We start from the raw sequence: 15,255 nt of genomic DNA, 5'->3' as shown, positions 1-15,255 counted from the left end.
CTCCTGTCAAAAACCGCTTTCCCTGACCCCCAGCGCAGCCGCACGGCGCCAGGCCACGCCCAGCACCGATTCGCTGCGACCTTGCAACACCACCACGCCGCGCAATGGCTGATGGGGCGTGGAGATCGGTTGCACACTCTTGAACCGCGCGCCGTATTGCGCCTGGACCGGTGCCGGACGCTGGTTTTCATCGCGGCGCACAGCGATAGGCCCGTGGTGATCGGAGGTCAACGCCTCCTGATCCAGATACGCCACGCCATTGGCATCGATCTCCGTCAGTTCCACCGCAATCGCCGCGTGCATCGGGTCATCGGCAATAAACCGCCCGGTCGCCCCTGGCAACACGCGCCACAACTCGGCCTCCGCCAGGTAACCGCGCAGGCGCGCACCGTCCTCGACCACGCGCGCCAGTGCGTCCTTGGGCGACAGCCAGCGGCCCGGACTCAATTGCGGCAACACATCGCGCACGGTCCCGGCATGGGGCGCGCGCAACAACAGGCGCTCGCGCTGGGCGGCCAAGCCTCGGTATTCAGCCAGGGCCTGGGACAAACGCCGGTCATTGATGCCGGCGTCCGCCGCCGTTTCGCTGCGCCCGGCCTGGCGACGCATCTGCAACTGCAGGATCTCCACTTCGCGGCGCACGATGCCCTGCCGCGCATCCAGGTCCGGGGACTCCAGCTCGACCAGCACCTGACCCGAGGTCACGACCTGCCCATCCGCGACCTTCAGCGCCTTGACCCGCGCCGCCACCGGCGCATGCAACGCACTGGCGCGGCCCGCTTCGAGCATCGTCGGCAATTCCACCGCGCTGCGCCACGGCAGCACCAGCGCCAGCACCATCAGCAGCACGCCAAGCCCGGTGAGCACGACCCTGGGCGTATGGGCCTGGCTGCGCCGACTCCACCATTGGCGCCACTCCTTGAACACCGGCAGGAAGATGAACCAGACCAATTCCACCAGCATCAGGAAGATCCCGAGCAGTTTGAAAAACAGGTGATACACCGCCAATGCGATCCCCAGGAACAGCGCCGCACGCCACAGCCACGCCAGGTAGCCCCACCACAACAGGCGCCGGCGCATTGTCGGTGACCAGGGCTCCGGTGCCGGCTCGCCATAACCGAACAACAGCTCGCGCAAGCGCCAGCGGCACAGGGCGAACGCACGGCCTTGCAGGTTATCCACGCCCCACAGGTCGCTGATCAAAAAGTAACCATCAAAGCGCATGAACGGGTTGAGGTTGATCGCCAGGGTGGTCAGCCAGGTGGCACTGGCCAGCATGAACGCCGCCGTGCGCGCAGGGCCGTCGGGCAACAGCGACCAGGCCAGCAGCGCAACGCAGGCGAGCAGCAACTCCGCCATCACGCCGCCGGCGCCGATCAGCAGCCGGGCGCGGCGGTCATTCACGCGCCAGGCGTCGCTGACATCCGTGTAGAACATCGGCAGCAACACCATGAACGCGATGCCCATGCTTTGCACCCGGCAGCCGGCACGTTTGGCCATGAACGCATGGCCAAATTCGTGGCACAGCTTGGCGAAGAACAACGCCACGCCGAATGCCAGGGCGCCCCCCAGGCTGAACAGGTGTGGGAAGGTCGCCAGAAAACGCTGCCAGTCCCGCGCCACCAGAAACACGCCCAGGCCCAGGACAACAGGCAAGCCGTAGCGCAGCAGGCCCGGCCCGAACCGCGCCAGCCATGGCCAGGCACGGTTGAGGAAAGTGTCCGGGCGCCACAGTGGAATGCGAAAAAACAGGTATTGGTGCAGCAGCACTTGCCACAGGGTTTGCTTCTGGGCGGCGGCTTTATACAGGTAGCTGGCTCGTTGTTCGGGGTCGAGGGCGGCGATCAGGTCGTGGGCGCGCAGAAAGCCCAACAGCTCATCCACTTCGCTGCCGCCCAGGGGCAAGCCCGGTTCACGGTTGGCGGCCTGCAGGACCTTGTCCGCATCGCCCAGGGACCAATGACGCAGCAACCGGATAGCCGTGGCGCCGAGTTTGAAATAGCGCCCACGCACCGGGTCGGCCAGGGTCCAGCGCGGCGAACCGTCCAGGGCGGCACCGGCGCTGGACAGTTGCAGGTCGTCGCGCAATTTGGGCAGGCCCATCAAAGCCCCACGCTCTGGCGCAGGCCCGCCAGCGGTCGACGCAACAGGTACAGCGCAAGTGGCGCGCGCTCGCCAAAGATCTTCGCGGTGCCGCGCAGGCCGATGCGCGGCGGCGCTTCATCGAACTGCGCGTCCAGGCGATAGGCCAATTGCCCGCCCGGCGTGGGCTGGGCCTCGTAGGCGGCGCGTTGCAAAGTGGCGAGGTGGCGTTGCAACGGGTCGCTGTCCAGAAACAGCGCCACCTGGGCGTTCGGCGCCAGGGCAATCGCGTCGCCCACCGCCAGTTCGATGCGCAGCTCCGCCTGGCCGGGGTCGGCGATCTGCAGCAGGCGCTCGCCGGTCTGCACCGGTTTGCCGGTCCAGCGCTCGGCGTCGGCAAACACTGCGATACCGGCGCGCTCGGCGCGCACTTCGCTGCGCTTGAGCAACTCGCGGGCGTAGTCACGTTCGGCGCGTTTTTGCTCGACCCGCGCCGCCAGCAAGTCAATGCGCGAACTCGACTCGGCGTCGGCAAAGGCCCGCTGGGCGTTGGCCTTGAGTTCGGCTTCGGCCACGCCCAGGGCGCGCGCGGCCACGTCGGCCTGGGCCGTGAGGGTGGTGCTTTCGAAGCGCAGCAGCAGATCTCCGGCCTTGACCGGCTGGTTGGGTTTGACCAGAAATTCGGCAATCACGCCATCCAACGGCGCCGCCACCACTTGCCCGGCCAGCGGCACCACTTCGGCGGGCGCCAGCACCGACTGGCGCACCGGAATCAGCAACAACAGCAACAACACAACTACCACCAGCGCGCGGCGCTTGCCGGTCAGGCGCAACCGCCACGGCTGGCGTGGTTGCAGCGCATGCCAGGCATGGCTGTAGGTATCGCCCAGTTGGGCCAGCAGCACCTGTTCGGCCGGGTTCCACGGGGTATCCCGCGCCAGCCATACACCACCGAACACACGGTCTTGGGGGTCGATCAACGGCAGCCAGAACACATGGCCGGCGGACAGGCTCTGCCAGTCGGCCTGCACCTGTGCGCTCAATTGTTCGCTGGGGATCACACGGGCGGTCTGCCCCAGCGACTGCTTGTGTAATTGCGCCACGGCCTGTTCGACAAAGGCCACAAACGGCGCGTTCGGGTCGACGCTGCTCACGGCGGTCACCGCCCTGACCTTGCCGGCGATCAACAGCCCCGCATGACGGTAACCGAACAGCGGCTGACCGTCGTTGACCAGGCTGTAGGCCAGTTGTTCGGTGCTGCGCGCGGCACGGGTCTGGCGCTCAAGGTCAAGAAACTGGGCGAACACCCGCTCGGAGTGCCCCGGCATCGGCGCGTTCATTGCAGGTGCGCAAAATGGGCCGTGCCACTCATGCCGGCCATCAAGCCGGTGGCATTGGACACCGTGGCCACCAGCAACAGCGTCTGGCTGCCTTCATCAATGCGAGCGCCCAGGCGTTTGACCGTGGCGCTGAACGCTTGGCCGGTTTCATCGGGGGTGAAGTTGAACGTCTGCCCGGGCTTGAGCTTGCTCATCCAGCGCGACGGCACCAGCAGGTGGATTTCCAGGCTGCGGTTGTCGACGATTTCCAGCAGCGGCGAGCCGGCCGAAACGCTTTCATAGCGTTGGACCTTGCGCTGCACCACCTGGCCGTCAAACGGCGCAAGCACGCTGCAACGCTTGACCTGCACCTGGTAGACCTGGGATTGAGCCTGGGTTTCGGTCAGCTTGGCTTCGGCGCGTGCCACCTCAAAACGGCCGACCGAATTGAGCGCCGCCAGTTGCTTATTGTGGGCCAGCTCTTCACCGGCGCCGCGATTGGCCGCCGAAGCGGCATTGAGTTGAGCCTGATAGGCCGAACAGTCAAAACGCGCCAGCGTGTCGCCCTTCTTGAACGACTCGCCTTCACTGAACGGCAAGTCGACGATGCGCCCGGACAATTCGCTCGCCAGCACCGCCTGGTCACGCGCACGCAGCACACCACGCGCTTCGCTGTCCGTGGTGGCGGTGGTCACAGGCGAGTGATCCAGTAACGGGTCGTCGGCCATCGCCATCGGGGCCACGCTCATGAGGCAGGAGAAACTCAATACCCATCCATGCAACAGCTTCATACATTTGCTCCTCCCTGACATGCACGCAGTCTAGGTCAGCGAGATTAAATTGCCACTGCGGCCAATCGGACAAATCTTTGATTTGTGTAGGCCTTCACCCTCGCTTTTGTCGGATCAGGCTATTATTGGCGCCCTCCATGGACTCAGGATCAAGGACACGTCATGCGCATCGGTTTTCTGTCACCCCTGGCACTGGCATTGCTGGCCGCTATTTCATTGCAGGCACAGGCCAGTTCCGACGATACCTGCTACCCCGACTGGCGGGTTTCGCGCGACCGTCTCGATACCTGCAGCAACCAGCCCTTCCTCAGTCCAGGCAACGACAGCCGTGTAAACCTGCGCCTGTTGCTGGCCGACAAAAAAGTCGCGCCGTTGGCCCCCGACGCCTTGAACGACGATGACCTGTCCCAGGGTTTTGGCCCGGTGCCGTTTCCGGTGTATATCCTTAACCGCGCCGCCAACGCAGAGACCGAACCCGACTCGGACGACGCGCCAACCGTCGAACTCGAGCACCTGCTGAGCTCGCTGGGCATCACCCACGAAGCGTCCAAAACCGCTGGCGAGGCCTTCCTTGGAGGCGAAGGCAGCCGCTGCCGCAGCAACGACGAGAGCAGCGCCACCGCGTTTATCAGCCAGGTGATCAAGGCCGATATGCCCGCAGCGGAACGCCAGTTGCTGGCGAACGCGCGTGTGCAGTTGCTCACCACTTGTAACTGGGACGGCCCGGTGGTTGCCGAGCCGATCGAATCGTCCAACGGCCGCCTGCTGGGCACTTATCTACAAGCCGCCGCCGACTTCTACAGCGGGCGTTTCAGTGACGCCGAGCGTGGTTTTGCCGCCGTCAGCCGCAGTGAACTGCCCTGGCTGAAGGAGACCGGGCAGTACATGACCGCGCGCACCGCGCTGAACCAGGCGCAGGCCGAAGCGTTCGACCAATACGACATGCCGCAACTCGATCATGTGGATAAGTCCGCCCTGAGCGCTGCCGAAAAAGGCTTCCTCAGCTACCTGGAAACTTATCCACAGGGTGAATATGCAACCTCCGCTCGCGGCCTGTTGCGCCGCGTGCATTGGCTCGCGGACGATTCCGACAAGCTCTCCGAAGACTTCGCCTGGCAAATGACCGAAGCCACCGACGCGCAGCGCAATGTGTCCCTGGACGCGCTGGTGGAAGAAGCCGACCTCAAGTTGCTGATGGTCTGGGGCGGCAGCATCAAGAACCCGATGATGCAAGTGGTGACCGACCTGCGCTCGATGCGCGCCAGCACCCCACCGCGCCTGACGCGCGAAGACCTTGACGCGCAAAAAGCCACGTTCGCCGACAGGCCCGAGCTGTTCGAGTACCTGCAGGCAGCCTTCGCGCTGTACGTCGAGCATCAACCCGACAACGCCTTGAAGCACCTGCCGCAGGACGTACCGTCGAGCCTGGACTACTTCGCCTTCAGCCAACAGACCTTGCGCGCCTTGGCGATGGAAGCCAAAAACGATTGGAAAGGCGCGCAAGCCCTGTGGCTGCAGCTGTTGCCACTGGCCAAGCTGCCCTTGCAGCGCGATCAACTGGAACTGGCCCTGGCCATGAACTACGAGCGCAGCGGCCAGCTGGCCAAGGTGTTCGCCAGCGACTCGCCGATCAGCGCCAAGCAAGTGCGTTACATCCTGCTGCGCAACATCGCCGGGCCTGAACTGCTGCGCCAGCAGATCGCTCAGGCCAGTGACCCGCTGGAGCGCCAGACCGCACAGTTCGTGCTGCTCTACAAAGACCTGCTGCACCGCCAGTTCGCGACCTTCGCCGACGACTTCAAACAACTGCCGGCCCAGGCCTCTGAAGACAAACTGGGCACCAGCCTGGGCTACGTCTACAGCGGCGGCCAGGCGTTGAAGCTGTTCCAGTGGAACGGCGACAAAGCCGAATCCGGCTATGCCTGCCCGACCATCGCGCAAACCGCCGCCACGTTGCAAAACGACGCGAAGAATCCTCAGGGCCTGAACTGCCTGGGCGAATTCATCCTGCGTAACAGCCTGGACGGCATGCCGTTGGAGCAGGCTCGCGCCGCCGGCAGCCTGGGTGCTACCGCATCGCAGTTCAAGGGTGAAACCTTCTCGCGCCTCGACGGTTACAAACAGGTGATCGGCGACGCCAAGGCGCCGAAGAACGACAAGGCCTATGCGCTGTTCCGCGCCATCAACTGCTACGCACCGGCAGGCTACAACAGCTGCGGTGGCAAGGATGTCGAGCCCGCCGTGCGCAAGGCCTGGTTCCGCCAGCTCAAGACCGGCTTCGCCGACACCGAGTGGGGCAAATCGCTGCAGTACTACTGGTGAGACACCTGTGGCTGGGCTTGCTGTTGCTGGCAAGCCCGGCCTTCGCCGCCGTCGATGCCCGCGACTACGACGCTTTCTGGCTGTGGAGCGGCGTTGCCCCCCAGCCGGTGCTCAAACAGGCCAAGACCCTGTATATCCTCCAGGGCCAGATCAACTCCACCCGCCGCGCGCCGCAGCGTGGCGTGCGGATGATCGCCCAGGGCATAAGCGTGCCGCGCCTCACCGAAGGCCAAGTCTGGGTGGTGTACCGCGCCCATACCCTGCACTGGCCGGAAGCGGTCTACACCCAACTGCTCGGCCAGGTACAACGCTGGCGCGACGCGGGCAACCCGGTGGTCGGCATCCAGATCGACTTCGACGCCCGCACCCAATACCTGCACGACTACGCCGACTTCCTGCGTGACCTGCGCCAACGCCTGCCCGCCGACCTACGCCTGAGCATCACCGGCCTGATGGACTGGAGCAGCAACGCCGACCCCGCGGCCATCGCGCAGCTCAAGGGCGTGGTGGATGAAGTGGTGGTGCAGACCTATCAAGGGCGCCACAGCATCCCGGACTACGCGGCGTATCTGCCACGGATGAACCGGCTGGGGCTGCCGTTCAAGATTGGTTTGATTCAGGGTGGAGAGTGGCACGAGCCGGGGTATTTGAAGGGGAGTGAGTGGTTTCGGGGGTATGTGGTGTTTTTGCAGAATCCTTGACGCTCTTGACATCGGCATTAAAATATGCAATAAATCGTCCACAGTCCATGGACAGCGGACACCAGGATCCAGTTGCAGATGAAAAGTCAAGACATCGTACTTCTCTTCAAACTAATCAGCTTGGACCTTCAGGCCAAGGGCGAGCGTCTCAAAAAACGCGAATTCACGGTAATACGCGACCATGAAGAAGCCATGCTTCTCGCGCCAACGGAGCCAAAAGCTTACCTCGACCACTTTCTTGATCTTCGCCTTACAGGAAATGTCGAGAAAATAAAACTTTCCGCTGCCGAAGGGTGGGAGGGGTGGGAGGATATTGAGGATTCAGACAGTGCGCCCAACATCGAAAGCTACTCCGTCAGGGCACTTTCGGCTTCTCTCGCATTGAGCAAAAGCGAAGTGTCCAACTCGATGAATCGCTGTCGGGAAATCGGGCTCGTTTACACCGATTTACCGAGTGGAAAGCCAATGGTCAGAAACGGGGCCCTCTTGGATTTCGTAAAATATGCGATCCGTTACGTGTTTCCAGCCAAACCTGGCCCTATTGTCCGAGGCATCCCTACGGCTTTTGCGGCACCGATAATGGCCGGAAAGATCATGAGCGGTGGCGAACTCATGCCAGTCTGGCCTGACGCTTACGGGAAGAACAAAGGACAGGAGGTTCTGCCCTTATTTAAAACCGTACCTGGAGCGGTCAAGAAAGACGAGCTGCTCTATCACTTCCTAGCCCTTGTGGACGCCATTCGCATTGGCGGGCCACGCGAAACCAAGGTGGCCGACGCCATGCTTAGGGAGTGGATTCTGTGACATCCAACCGAACAATGATGCTGCAAATGCTCGAAGAGGTCGCCCAGGCGCTTGGCGAAGAGTTGCGGGAGCAAGTGGCCTTTGTCGGCGGATGCACGACTGTTTTGCTCATCACCGACGAATACACACTTGAATCAATTCGCGGCACGGATGATGTGGACTTGGTCATTCACCTGACCGGCACCCCTGACTGGTATCGGCTGGAAGAAAACCTGAAGCCCCGAGGCTTCAAAAATACTGGCCAGGACTCCGTCACCTGTCGTTTACGGCTCGGCGCCTTGAAAGTCGATTTCATGCCGACCGATGAAAAGGTCTTGGGCTTTTCCAATACCTGGTTTGTCGGCGGACTGGAAAACGCCGTCGACTACACACTCCCCAACGGAACATCTATCAAAGTCTTTGCAGCGCCGTGGTTCCTCGCTGCAAAACTTCAGGCTTATCAAGGTCGAGGTCATGGCGACGTACTGATGTCCAATGACATCGAAGACATCATCGCCTTGCTGGACGGGAGGGAAGAGCTTATCGACGAAGTAAAGCAAGCACCTTTTGAGCTGCGACGCTTCGTGAGCGATCAATTCACCGCATTGCTGAGACAGTCCGCGTTTCAGGACGTCATCCAAAGCACCGCTCAAGACGCTGATCGGGAGATACTGATACACGAGCGCCTGAAGACACTAATTGAATGGGGAGTGTCTGCTTGATCCTCCATTTGAGCCTAAGTCAGCAAGGAACTGATAGAACAGAAAACCGCGATGTCATCGGTTCGATTCAAAGCAGGGAGGCGTACCTGCATGTAATCGCCGATGGAACCTCCAGACCGGGTAGCGGCGACTTGGCGCGGGCCTTGACTCACCATCTGCTTAAGTCTTTTTCCCGCGCAGGGCCATCAGTTACGTCATGCTCTGATAAGGCACTGGAACTCGTCCTCAGCTCACTTGGCGAAGTGCACTCGAACCTTTGCCCAGACTTTCCACGCGCCTCCGCCAGCTACCTTGCGCTGCTGGTGATTGATCAAACGACCGTATCCATCCATGCAGGTGACTGTTGCTTTGGATATCTGGGCAAAGATCAGCGCTTGTACTGGCTAAGTTCACCGCACTGCGGCCCCAACTGGAAAGGAGACCTGAGCCACGCAGTCATCGCGGACAGCCCTGCCCGCAAGACGCTCCTCAATTGCATGAGTTACCGCAGGCCTCATGAGCCAGCCGTCAGATCAATACAAACAGTTGCGAATACGACATGGGTTTTGGCAACGGATGGATTTTGGGCAGAACTTTCAGCTACAGACCAGCTCAAGGCCATCACGGAGCGAACCCTTGCAGGTTGCTCAACCGAAGACGACGTCACCTTCATGCTATTGCGGTCGTAGAAGCAACGCTGCGCCCCGGCTCAATCAGGACAGCCCTTGTTCTAGAAACGCAGATATAAAGCCCAGACTCCAGAGGCCTAGTCCGATCATGATCCAGATACCGTTCGCCCAGGTCAGTCGTATGTTGGCCTTGCCGTTGGGGTCGCCCTCGACCTGGTTCACCGCACCCTGCACCTGAGCGGCCAGGGAGACCTACAGAATCATAAGGCAAATGCTCAACTTCAATGTCGTCAAGGAGGTGACGAACCAGATATAGGCATAAGGCAGGAACGCACAGATGATCAGCCCCAGAGCCAGGCTCCTCGGCCACCATCGATAGGACACGCCGTCGAGCGCCAGCTTCTGGCTGATTTTCATCACCAACGAATAGAAGAAAAAAACCGAGAAGAACGCTCGCACAAGCGGCAACACCTTCGCGCCGGTTGCCTGCCGATAACGGGCCCAGTGCTTGTAGAGCCAATAGAACGAATACATACCCTGAGACAACAACACCATCAGCACCAGTTTGCGCGGCGCAACCACGAAGAATGTGGTTTGGCTGGCAGAGGATAGGGCGCCTAGATCAGCTTGCGGGGGCGCGTAGGGATTTTCGATGACCGACATTCGGCAAAGCTCACAGGTAATAAGTTGGCCTGAAAGCTTAACGATCACGGCTCATCAAAGCTTATAGCAGCAAGAATCAAGAACGGTTCTACATCAGCCAATCCAATTTCAGCGTTGAGCAACCGCCAGCGGATACACCGACTCCCAGCCCCCTCCCAGTGCTTTATACAACCCCACCATCGCCAACGACACGCCGGTAGAACTCTCCACCCACTGCTCCTGCGTCGCCAGCAATGCGCTTTGTACAGTGAGCACATTGACGAAATCCGCCACGCCTTCGACGTACTGGTGTTGGGCGGTGACCAGGGCGATCTGGTTCTGGCGCACGGCTTCGGCGAGGCTGTCGCGGCGCAGTTGGCTGGCGTTGTAGCGGGTCAGTTGGTCGTCGATTTCATGCCAGGCGCGCAGCACGGTGTGCTGGTAGGCCAGGGCCGCTTCCTGTTGTTGGGCTTCACGCAGATTCAACATGCCTTTCAGGCGCCCGCCGTTGAACAGCGGCAGGCTCAATTGCGGGCCGAAGGCGAACGCGCGCGAGCCCCATGAGCCGAAATCCGCCAGTTGCATGCCTGGGAACCGAGATTGCCGGACAAGGTGATGCGCGGGTAGAAATCGCCCTTGGCTACGCCGATGCTGGCGGTGGCTGCGTGCAAGCGGGCTTCGGCCTGGCGGATGTCCGGACGGCGTTCGGCAAGTTGCGACGGCAGGCCGATGGCGACCTGGCGCGGGGCTTGCGGCACAGCGGCGTCCTTGGACAGTTGCGCGTGCAGGGCCTGCGGCGGCTCGCCCATCAGCAGGCTCAGGGCGTTGATCAACTGGTCCTGGCGTTGTTGCAGATCGGGCAGGCGCGCCTCGATGGCGGCGACCTGGGCAGCGGCTTCGGCCACGTCCAGATCCGTCGCCACGCCGTCAGCCAGGCGCAGTTGCGAAAGCCTGAGGCTGTGGCGGGCGACGTCGAGGTTTTGCTCGGTGACCGCGCGGGTGTTTTGTACCCCGCGCAGTTGGATGTAGTCCTGGGCGGTTTCGGCCAGCACCGATAACAGCACGGCGCGGCGGTCGTTTTCGGCGACTTGCAGGGTGGCGTCGGCGGCTTCGGTTTCGCGTTTTACACGGCCCCAGAAGTCCAACTCCCAGGCGGCCGAAAAGCCCATGTCCCATTGATTGAACGCGGCGCGGCCGTTTTCGCCGGAGGGGTCGCTCAAGCCTTTGCCGCTGTTGCGTTTGCGCTGGTAAGCCCCCGTGGCATTGACCTCGGGATAACGCTCGGCGGTGGTCACCTGGCGTACGGCACGGCTTTGCTCCAGACGACTGCTGGCCAGTTTCAGGTCGAGGTTATCGGTGAGGGCACGGCGTGTGAGGGCCGAGAGTTGTTCGTCGTGGAACACATCCCACCAGCGCTCCTGCAACGGGTCGCTGACCGCACGGCTGTCGGCCTGGCGACCTTGGGGCTCGCTCCATTGCGTGACCTGTGGGGTTTGCGGGCGCTGAAAATCCGGGCCTACGGTGCAGGCATTCAGGCTGATCAGGCTCAAGGTGAGCCAGGCAACTCGTTTCATTGCTGGGCCACCTCACGTGGGTGCGCGACCGGTTGGGTGTCGACGCTGGCTTCCACCGACATGCCCACGCGCAGGCTTTCGGTCAGCGGTTGGTTGGGTTCGAGCACGATCTTCACCGGAATACGCTGCACCACCTTGGTGAAGTTGCCAGTGGCGTTGTCGGGTTTGACTGCGGCGAAGGTCACCCCGGTCGCGGGCGCCAGGCTTTGCAGGTGGCCGTTGAGCAATTCGCCGTCGAGGCTGTCGACGCGTACCTGCACCGACTGTCCGGCGTGCATGTGGGAAAGCTGGGTTTCCTGGAAGTTGGCCACCACATAGGCCTCGGCCAACGGCACCACGGCGAGGATCTTGCTGCCCGGCGTCACGTAGGCGCCCACTCGCACTGCACGTTCGCCCACCATGCCGTCCACCGGCGCGACGATGCGGGTGTAGGACAGTTGATAGCTGGCCATTTCCAGTGCGGCCTGGGCACGCTTGAGCCCACCTTCGGCCGCATCGCGCTGGGCGGTGAGGATTTCTACTTGCTTGCGCTCGGCCGCCAGCACCGCCGTGGACTTGGCCAGGCGCGCGGTGGCCTGGTCGATGCGGGTCTTGGCTTGTTGCGCATTTTGCACTGTGCCCGCGCCCACACCGGCGAGGTGGTTGTAGCGGTTCAGTTCGTGTTCGGCGAAGGCCACTTCGGCGCGGTCTGCGGCGACGGTGGCTTGAGCCTGGGCGATGACTGAGCTTTGGCGCTCCAGGGTCGCGGTGGCATTTTTGAGCTGGGCTTGGGCGACCAGTGTGTCGGCATCGGCGGCCTGGGCGGCGGCGCGAAAATCACGGTCGTCGATCAGCGCCAGCAGTTGCCCGGCCTTGACCCGCTGGTTGTCCTCCACCAGCACGTCCTTGATAAACCCGGCCACGCGCGGGGCGACGAGGGTGAAGTCGGCGGCGACGAAGGCATCGTTGGTGCTCTGGCGCTGGTTGCCCAACAGACCCGGCGCAACCAGGTACACCAGCACACCGACGGCAAATACCGCGATGACGGAGACGGCCATTTTGTCTTTGCGTTTCATGAGAAGTCCTTGGGGCTAGGTCGGTGCGCGAGGCGGAAAGATCCGCGTGGGCATCCAGAAAATCAGCAGGATCAGCGCCACGGCGACACCGCCCATCACGTAATAGAGGTCCGAAGAGGTGAGCACCACGGCCTGCACGTGCAGCCGATGGGCCAGGCCCGGCGCGTCGCCATCGACCAAGGGCGAATTGCCCAGGCGGTCCACCAGCAGGGTCGAATGGAAGTGCAGGCGCTGGGTGGTCAGCGTATCCAGCACGCCGGTGGCGACCACGGCGGCCAGGCCTTTGACGGTGTTGAACCAGGCCGAGGCGAACGGCCCATCGGTGGGTTGGATACTGCCGGTGGAGAGCATCAGCAGCGGCAACACGGCCATGGGTTGCCCGAAGATTTGCAGCAGGTACAGGCCGTAAAAGTCGTCGCGAATCCACGCCGAGGTCAGGTGCGCACTGCCGACGCAGCACAGCGCCAGCATGCTCAAGCCGATGCCCAGCACCCAGCGGCAATCGACCCAGCGCAGGTTGCACAACGCTGCCACCAGCGGCAGCGCGATCAACTGCGGCAGCGCCATCAGCAACATCACCGGCGCGGTTTGCAGAGGACGATAACCTTGGACCTGGGCGAGAAAACTCGACGGGATGATGATCACCGAGGTCAGCACCATCAGCACACCCGCCAGCACGATCAAGGCAAACGACAGGTTGCGCAGGCCGAGCATCTGCAAGTTGAAGAACGGTATCGGCTGAGACCACTCATTGAGCATGAACAGCACCAACAGCAGGCTGCCGCCACTGAGTAAAAAGGTGATCAGGCCTGACTCGAACCAGTCCAGCCGATTGCCTTGCAGAATGCCGATCACCAGCATGCAGATCGCCGGAAAGCCCAACAGCAGGCCGCGCCAGTTGAACTGCCTGAAGCGCTCCAGGCGCAGCGGATCTTGCGGCAAGCCGTAGGCCACGGCGGCCAGCGCCAGCAGGCATGGCGCCACGATTTGCCAGAACGCCCATTGCCAACCGACGTACTCGGTCCACAGCGCCGCCAATGGGGTGCCCAGGCTTGGGCCGAAGGTGGCGGTCAGCGCGTAGCCGGCCAGGCCGTAAAGCTTGACGTTGGCCGGCAGGAAACGCAGGGCTACGGTCATCAACATCGGCGGCAACGCGCCACCTGCCAAGCCTTGCACGGTGCGCAGCAGCAACAGACTTTGGTAGTTCGGCGCGAACGGGCACAGGATGCCCAGCACGGTGAACAGGCCAATGGCGCACAGGGTGAAGCGGCGCAGGGAAAACGTCACCGCACACCAGGGCGCAAACGCCATGGCAGCGACAGACGTGGCGGTATAGGCCGCGACCAGCCAGGTGCCTTCGTCAAAACCGATGTACAGCGCACCACGAATGTCGGCGAGGGCCACCTTGGTGACCATCTCGTTGAGGCCGGACACCAGCACCGCCAACAACACACCGACCAGGCCAATGATGATGCGCGGGCCGAACACGGGCGCAGTCATGGCGGCGGGTTTGGCTGCGGCCGCAAGGATGGGGGCAGCGAGGGAAGTCATGAACAGGTAACTCGGGATTAGAAATACCCGAGCAGTTTATTCAGGCACAAGCATGACAAAAAGTTACTTATCGGTATCTTATAATTGCGCCAAGCGCAATCCTGAATCCGCAACAAATCCCCTCCCACATTGGGTCCGTGTGCATTCAGACGTTTGGCGGTTGGGCTTCGAGCCAAGTGGCATGGCAACTTTCGCGCATCGTCTCGCGCAGCCATTTGTGGGCCGGGTCTTTGTCGAAGCGTGGGTGCCAGGATTGGGCGAGTACCAGGGTCGGCAACGGGATCGGCAGCGCAAAGGCACGCAGGGGAAGCTTCAGGCGGTTGGCGCTGTAGAGCGCCTCCTTGGGCACCGGCAGGATCAGATCGGAGTCGGGCAGCATGAACATTGCTCCGTGGAAACCTGGGGCGATCATCGCCACGCGCCGTTCCAGGCCTAGGGCGTTCAGTGCGGTGTCGATCGGCCCACGGGCGATGCCGCGCCGCGAGATGCTGATATGGGAATAGCTGGCGAAACGGGCGGCGGTGATGTCTTCGTCGAACAAGGGGTGGTCCTGCCGCGCCAGGCCGACAAAAGTGGTGGAGAACAGGGTCTGCACCTTGACCTCCGGGCTCGCCGGCTGGGTGTTGCTCACACGTAAATCCAGCCGCCCCTCGCGCAGCGCTTCGTCATCGGTGTCGCCTTCGGGCACGAAGCACAGCTCGCACAGCGGGGCCATGCGCTCCATGGTGTCGAACAGGCGGCCGCCATACACGCCGATAAAAAAGTCGTTGGCGCGCACGCTGAAGCGGCGGCGCAGGGTGCTCAGGTCTACTTGGTCGGCCGAACGAAACAGCAAGGCGGCCTGTTCCACCACGTTGCGCACCTGGCCTTGCAACTCCAGGGCCTTGGGCGTGGGTACCAGCCCCCGACCAGCCCGCACCAGGATCGGGTCGCCCACCGCTTCACGAATACGCGTGAGGGTGCGGCTCATGGCCGCCGGGCTGAGGTTCATCCGCCGCGCGGCGCCGACCACACTGCCCTCGTCGAGCAAGGCGTCGAGGGCGACCAGCAGGTTCATGTCCGGTAGTTGCATGCCAAGCACTCGTGATCGTGGGGGAGTGAGCGG

General features: G+C 62.5%; 12 protein-coding genes and 1 pseudogene. 5 read left to right on the top strand and 8 right to left on the bottom strand.

What is annotated here, in order from left to right; all coding sequences use genetic code 11:
- Positions 1 to 6: 6 nt before the first annotated feature.
- The 3 genes from PSH66_RS00710 to PSH66_RS00700 are packed head-to-tail and all read right to left on the bottom strand — an operon-like array spanning position 7 to position 4,150.
- Positions 7 to 2,103, bottom strand: coding sequence for a biotin/lipoyl-binding protein (locus PSH66_RS00710; RefSeq protein ID WP_305428176.1), 2,097 nt, complete (start codon positions 2,101 to 2,103; stop codon positions 7 to 9).
- On the bottom strand, positions 2,103 to 3,422 hold the full coding sequence (locus PSH66_RS00705; protein ID WP_305428175.1) for an efflux RND transporter periplasmic adaptor subunit: 1,320 nt from the start codon (positions 3,420 to 3,422) through the stop codon (positions 2,103 to 2,105). The genes PSH66_RS00710 and PSH66_RS00705 overlap by 1 nt, the downstream gene beginning before the upstream one ends.
- Positions 3,419 to 4,150, bottom strand: a complete 732-nt coding sequence (locus PSH66_RS00700; RefSeq protein WP_254854386.1) for an efflux RND transporter periplasmic adaptor subunit — start codon at positions 4,148 to 4,150, stop codon at positions 3,419 to 3,421. Before PSH66_RS00700 ends, PSH66_RS00705 begins: the two co-directional genes overlap by 4 nt.
- Before the next feature lie 204 nt (positions 4,151 to 4,354).
- Here PSH66_RS00700 and PSH66_RS00695 point away from each other — a divergent pair, with 204 nt between their 5' ends.
- From PSH66_RS00695 to PSH66_RS00675, 5 genes are all read left to right on the top strand, one after another.
- On the top strand, positions 4,355 to 6,514 hold the full coding sequence (locus PSH66_RS00695; RefSeq protein ID WP_305428174.1) for an outer membrane assembly lipoprotein YfiO: 2,160 nt from the start codon (positions 4,355 to 4,357) through the stop codon (positions 6,512 to 6,514).
- Complete coding sequence (locus tag PSH66_RS00690) at positions 6,511 to 7,215, top strand: DUF3142 domain-containing protein (RefSeq protein WP_003170868.1); 705 nt, start codon at positions 6,511 to 6,513, stop codon at positions 7,213 to 7,215. Before PSH66_RS00695 ends, PSH66_RS00690 begins: the two co-directional genes overlap by 4 nt.
- Before the next feature lie 78 nt (positions 7,216 to 7,293).
- A complete protein-coding gene (locus PSH66_RS00685; protein WP_305428173.1) occupies positions 7,294 to 8,019 on the top strand; it encodes a hypothetical protein in 726 nt (241 codons plus the stop codon).
- A 17-nt stretch (positions 8,020 to 8,036) separates the two neighbouring features.
- Positions 8,037 to 8,720 (top strand): hypothetical protein, encoded by a 684-nt coding sequence (locus PSH66_RS00680; protein ID WP_305429561.1) that lies wholly within the window; start codon positions 8,037 to 8,039, stop codon positions 8,718 to 8,720.
- Complete coding sequence (locus tag PSH66_RS00675) at positions 8,717 to 9,388, top strand: protein phosphatase 2C domain-containing protein (RefSeq protein WP_080547129.1); 672 nt, start codon at positions 8,717 to 8,719, stop codon at positions 9,386 to 9,388. Before PSH66_RS00680 ends, PSH66_RS00675 begins: the two co-directional genes overlap by 4 nt.
- 192 nt (positions 9,389 to 9,580) lie before the next feature.
- On the opposite strand, the gene PSH66_RS00670 is transcribed toward PSH66_RS00675, so the two are convergent.
- The 5 genes and pseudogenes from PSH66_RS00670 to PSH66_RS00650 form a co-directional block, all read right to left on the bottom strand.
- Positions 9,581 to 9,991 carry a hypothetical protein gene (locus tag PSH66_RS00670; protein ID WP_003170864.1) on the bottom strand — a complete coding sequence of 137 codons (411 nt, stop codon included), beginning with the start codon at positions 9,989 to 9,991 and terminating at the stop codon, positions 9,581 to 9,583.
- 108 nt (positions 9,992 to 10,099) lie between these two features.
- Positions 10,100 to 11,544: pseudogene (locus PSH66_RS00665) on the bottom strand (efflux transporter outer membrane subunit).
- Positions 11,541 to 12,599, bottom strand: a complete 1,059-nt coding sequence (locus PSH66_RS00660; RefSeq protein WP_305428172.1) for an HlyD family secretion protein — start codon at positions 12,597 to 12,599, stop codon at positions 11,541 to 11,543. Before PSH66_RS00660 ends, PSH66_RS00665 begins: the two are co-directional and overlap by 4 nt.
- A 15-nt stretch (positions 12,600 to 12,614) precedes the next feature.
- Positions 12,615 to 14,150 (bottom strand): MFS transporter, encoded by a 1,536-nt coding sequence (locus PSH66_RS00655; protein WP_305428171.1) that lies wholly within the window; start codon positions 14,148 to 14,150, stop codon positions 12,615 to 12,617.
- 145 nt (positions 14,151 to 14,295) lie between these two features.
- Entirely contained in the window at positions 14,296 to 15,222 is a 927-nt protein-coding gene (locus PSH66_RS00650) for a LysR family transcriptional regulator (protein WP_003170858.1), read from the bottom strand.
- Between the last annotated feature and the right edge of the window lie 33 nt (positions 15,223 to 15,255).

The organism is Pseudomonas sp. FP597 (assembly GCF_030687435.1).
Taxonomy (GTDB): domain Bacteria; phylum Pseudomonadota; class Gammaproteobacteria; order Pseudomonadales; family Pseudomonadaceae; genus Aquipseudomonas; species Aquipseudomonas lactucae.
This window is presented reverse-complemented; position numbering and strand designations above follow the sequence as displayed.

What these genes read in the sequence shown, in the direction of transcription:
- PSH66_RS00695 (WP_305428174.1), top strand. Translation starts at nt 4,355, where the DNA reads ATGCGCATCGGTTTTCTGTCACCCCTGGCACTGGCATTGCTGGCCGCT.
- PSH66_RS00710 (WP_305428176.1), bottom strand. Translation starts at nt 2,103, where the DNA reads ATGGGCCTGCCCAAATTGCGCGACGACCTGCAACTGTCCAGCGCCGGT.
- PSH66_RS00685 (WP_305428173.1), top strand. Translation starts at nt 7,294, where the DNA reads ATGAAAAGTCAAGACATCGTACTTCTCTTCAAACTAATCAGCTTGGAC.
- PSH66_RS00655 (WP_305428171.1), bottom strand. Translation starts at nt 14,150, where the DNA reads ATGACTTCCCTCGCTGCCCCCATCCTTGCGGCCGCAGCCAAACCCGCC.
- PSH66_RS00680 (WP_305429561.1), top strand. Translation starts at nt 8,037, where the DNA reads ATGCTGCAAATGCTCGAAGAGGTCGCCCAGGCGCTTGGCGAAGAGTTG.
- PSH66_RS00700 (WP_254854386.1), bottom strand. Translation starts at nt 4,150, where the DNA reads ATGAGCGTGGCCCCGATGGCGATGGCCGACGACCCGTTACTGGATCAC.
- PSH66_RS00650 (WP_003170858.1), bottom strand. Translation starts at nt 15,222, where the DNA reads ATGCAACTACCGGACATGAACCTGCTGGTCGCCCTCGACGCCTTGCTC.
- PSH66_RS00705 (WP_305428175.1), bottom strand. Translation starts at nt 3,422, where the DNA reads ATGAACGCGCCGATGCCGGGGCACTCCGAGCGGGTGTTCGCCCAGTTT.
- PSH66_RS00670 (WP_003170864.1), bottom strand. Translation starts at nt 9,991, where the DNA reads ATGTCGGTCATCGAAAATCCCTACGCGCCCCCGCAAGCTGATCTAGGC.
- PSH66_RS00660 (WP_305428172.1), bottom strand. Translation starts at nt 12,599, where the DNA reads ATGAAACGCAAAGACAAAATGGCCGTCTCCGTCATCGCGGTATTTGCC.